General features: G+C 58.5%; 1 pseudogene. It reads right to left on the bottom strand.

Features of this window, described 5'->3' with window-relative positions:
- Nucleotides 1–668 (bottom strand): annotated as a pseudogene (locus ACEWE8_RS26090) (hypothetical protein); the annotation flags it as partial.
- Between the last annotated feature and the right edge of the window lie 88 nt (nt 669–756).

Raw genomic sequence — 756 nt, 5'->3', positions numbered from 1 at the left:
GTTTTTGCGTCGATGTAGTCTTGACCTTCGCTACCAACAGCAACAGCGTCGCTATCGATGGCTTGCAGGTCAGTAGTGGCATCGCTCAGTGCAACATTGGCCTTAGCGGCAGCCAGCTGCAGATCACCTGCTTTAACGACGTCAGCGCCGTAAGTAGGAACCTTGTTCAGCTCGGTGACCAGCGCTGCACGCAGCAGTGGGTTCGAAGCGGTGTCTGCCAGGAAGCCAAGGATATCAGCAGTAGTGGCGAGTGGCTGGCCAGCAGCAGTGCTCAGATCAGCGTAATCAATCGCGGCACCATTGGCTTTCAGAGCAGTGTCCAGACCGGCAGTAGCAGCAGCGGCAGCAGCAGCGTTGGCTTCAACGGCAGCATCAGCGGCAGTTTTGCCTGCAACAGCGCTGTCGTAGGCTGCAACTGCGACAGCACCGTTAGGCTGAGCAGTAGCAGCAGCTTTGGCGGCGGCGGTAGCAGTAGCAGCGTCAGCAGCTTCAGCGGTCAGAACGCCAGTCGACTTAGCGTCAACGTTGGTGCGGTCAGTCTTAGCGAGACCCAGGGCAGTATCTGCTTCAGCCGAAGTCACTACGCCGTCTTTGATGGTGTCGAGCGCAGGGTTGCTGGTAGCAACTTCTTTCTCGTAGGCAGTAACGGCAGCTTCAGCAGCAACCACAGCGTTGATCAGGCCCAGGCCTGGAACGCCGCCTGGCAGAGTGCCAGTGTTGATCAGGTCCAGAGCGTCCTGTACGGTAGCTGGATCG

It is taken from the genome of Pseudomonas sp. TR47 (assembly GCF_044143025.1).
In the GTDB taxonomy this organism is placed as follows: Bacteria; Pseudomonadota; Gammaproteobacteria; order Pseudomonadales; family Pseudomonadaceae; genus Aquipseudomonas; species Aquipseudomonas putida_E.
The sequence above is the reverse complement of the archived record's forward strand: the minus strand, read 5'-3'. Positions and strand labels throughout refer to the sequence as shown.